Source organism: Candidatus Symbiopectobacterium sp., from assembly GCF_020054415.1.
Lineage (GTDB): Bacteria > Pseudomonadota > Gammaproteobacteria > Enterobacterales > Enterobacteriaceae > Symbiopectobacterium.
Genome location: NZ_JAHWCO010000591.1, coordinates 1 through 1,925, shown reverse-complemented (window position 1 = coordinate 1,925; position 1,925 = coordinate 1). Strand labels below are relative to the sequence as shown.

3 protein-coding genes and 1 pseudogene are annotated in these 1,925 nt (G+C 50.2%); all 4 read left to right on the top strand.

All coding sequences use genetic code 11. The features are described from left to right. Positions 1 to 405, top strand: a 405-nt coding sequence (locus QZ506_RS17230) for a lysozyme (RefSeq protein WP_291972879.1), incomplete at its 5' end; no start/stop codon positions are given. Then, the gene (locus QZ506_RS17225; RefSeq protein WP_291972878.1) at positions 402 to 773 is read left to right on the top strand and encodes a hypothetical protein; all 372 of its coding nucleotides are present in this window, start codon (positions 402 to 404) and stop codon (positions 771 to 773) included. The genes QZ506_RS17230 and QZ506_RS17225, both read left to right, overlap by 4 nt. Next, positions 770 to 1,030, top strand: a complete 261-nt coding sequence (locus QZ506_RS17220; RefSeq protein WP_291972877.1) for a hypothetical protein — start codon at positions 770 to 772, stop codon at positions 1,028 to 1,030. The genes QZ506_RS17225 and QZ506_RS17220 overlap by 4 nt, the downstream gene beginning before the upstream one ends. Positions 1,031 to 1,161: 131 nt before the next feature. Continuing rightward, positions 1,162 to 1,578 (top strand): annotated as a pseudogene (locus QZ506_RS17215) (methyl-accepting chemotaxis protein); the annotation flags it as partial. Positions 1,579 to 1,925 lie beyond the last annotated feature (347 nt).

Genomic DNA, 1,925 nt, shown 5'->3' with positions numbered 1-1,925 from the left:
GATGGTGGTGGTGTATGGACGATTTGCGGTGGTGTAACGCGGGTAGATGGCAAGCCAGTAGTGAAGGGCATGAAGCTGACCGCTGAGCAGTGCGCAAAAGTTGATGCCATAGAGCAGAAAAAGGCGCTCGATTGGGTGGAGCGCAACGTTAGCGTGCCGCTCAACGAACCTCAGAAAGTCGGCATTGCCTCATTTTGTCCTTGGAATATCGGCCCGGCTAACTGCTTCACCTCAACGTTCTACCGCAAATTAAATGCAGGCGATCTGATTGGTGCCTGTAAAGAAATTAAGCGCTGGATTTGGGACGGTGGCAAAGATTGCCGTATCCGCTCAAACAACTGTTACGGGCAGATTGAACGGCGCGAGCAGGAATCTGAATTAACCTGCTGGGGGCTGGATAAATGAACACGGCTACGCGACTTGTTGTTTTCCTGTTAGCGCTGGCGTCCATCGTCGGCGCGGGTGCCTGGCTGGCGGCGCGCCACTACCAACCCACCATTGATAACCTCAATGGGCTGCTGACAACCTGCAAAACGGAGAAGCACCAGCAGGATGCGGCGATATCAGCCCAAAACAACGGCGTGGCGGCATTAAAACTTTTAGCCGACCTGCGAGAAGCCAGTGCAAAAGCAAAACAAGAGGAAGCCCGCAAATCGGCACAAACGGAGTATGCCGCTGCGAATGCCGTTCTGTCTGAACAAACCATGGGTGAAGCATGCGCGGCTGCGTCAGCGGCGTTTGATGATGAGCTACGGCGGGAGCGTTCGAAATGAATCGCGTAATTCTGGTGGGTGTTTTGGTGCTGGCGGGTTGTGGTAAAACCCCACATCCGGATCCGGTTTATGTCGAAGTGAAAGTACCCGTGCCGATAGTGTGTAAAACTGCCGAGGTATCAAAACCGGCTTTCGCTGTAGACCAGTTAAAAATCGGTGCACCTATCGATCAGCAGATGCGGGCGCTACGTGCGGAACGTCACCAGCGCATTGGCTACGAGAAAGTGTTAGAATCGGCTATAAATGCTTGCGAGTGATTAGCAGGTTTCAATCCCCGAAAAAGAATCGTACATGAGGTGTAAATCAATGCGGGTACTTAATCGGGTATATTAAATATTAATTAATATTATTTTATTTAATATCAATATCTTGATATTTTAATTTACCTGACGGCATTGCGTTCCAAACCAACATACTGGCGTTGAACGCAGCGGTGGAAGCCGCGTGTGCAGGTGAACAAGGGCGTGGTTTTGCGGTAGTGACCAACGAAGTAAGAACGCTTGCACAGCGCAGCGCGCAAGCGTCAAAAGAGATTCATGCGCTGATCGTGGACTCCAATACGCGCGTCAGCGAAGGGTCAACCCTGACGGCTCAGGCAAGTGAAACCATGTCTGCCATTTCAACGCAGATTATTAATGTTAACACGTTGATGAAGGAAATCGCTCAGGCATCCCAGGAACAGAGCCACGGTATCGATCAGGTAAATATTGCGGTTACACAGATGGAAGTGGTTGTACAGCAAAATGCATCGCTGGTAGAGGAAGCGACGATGGCAACCCGTTCGCTGGAGGATCAATCAAGGTAACTGATTTTGGCGATGGATACCTTTAAAGTGCGGCGTGCACAACCGTTACCGGGGACCACATTGTCAGCATCGGCACTGCTGACACACGCGCCGCTGTAGGTTGTTGCTGAAGAGTAAAAGGAAATTCGAGCCTGTTTAAGATTTTGTGTAAATGCCTTTCCTCAGAAGTGACCGTCAAGGCGGTCACCGAACTCGATAATAAAAAGTGTACTAGCTCAGACCTGATCTGACAGTTACCGATTATTTATACAGGTGTCTGTCAGATTACATCTGGTTCAGATTCTTTTCTGCCCAGATCCGTTTTCCATCAAGTAAAGTGGCCATCGGCGTACGCCCGCAGCACATTT

Bases quoted from the DNA above. Each gene is read 5' to 3' on its own strand.
- QZ506_RS17225 (WP_291972878.1), top strand. From the start codon at position 402: ATGAACACGGCTACGCGACTTGTTGTTTTCCTGTTAGCGCTGGCGTCC.
- QZ506_RS17220 (WP_291972877.1), top strand. From the start codon at position 770: ATGAATCGCGTAATTCTGGTGGGTGTTTTGGTGCTGGCGGGTTGTGGT.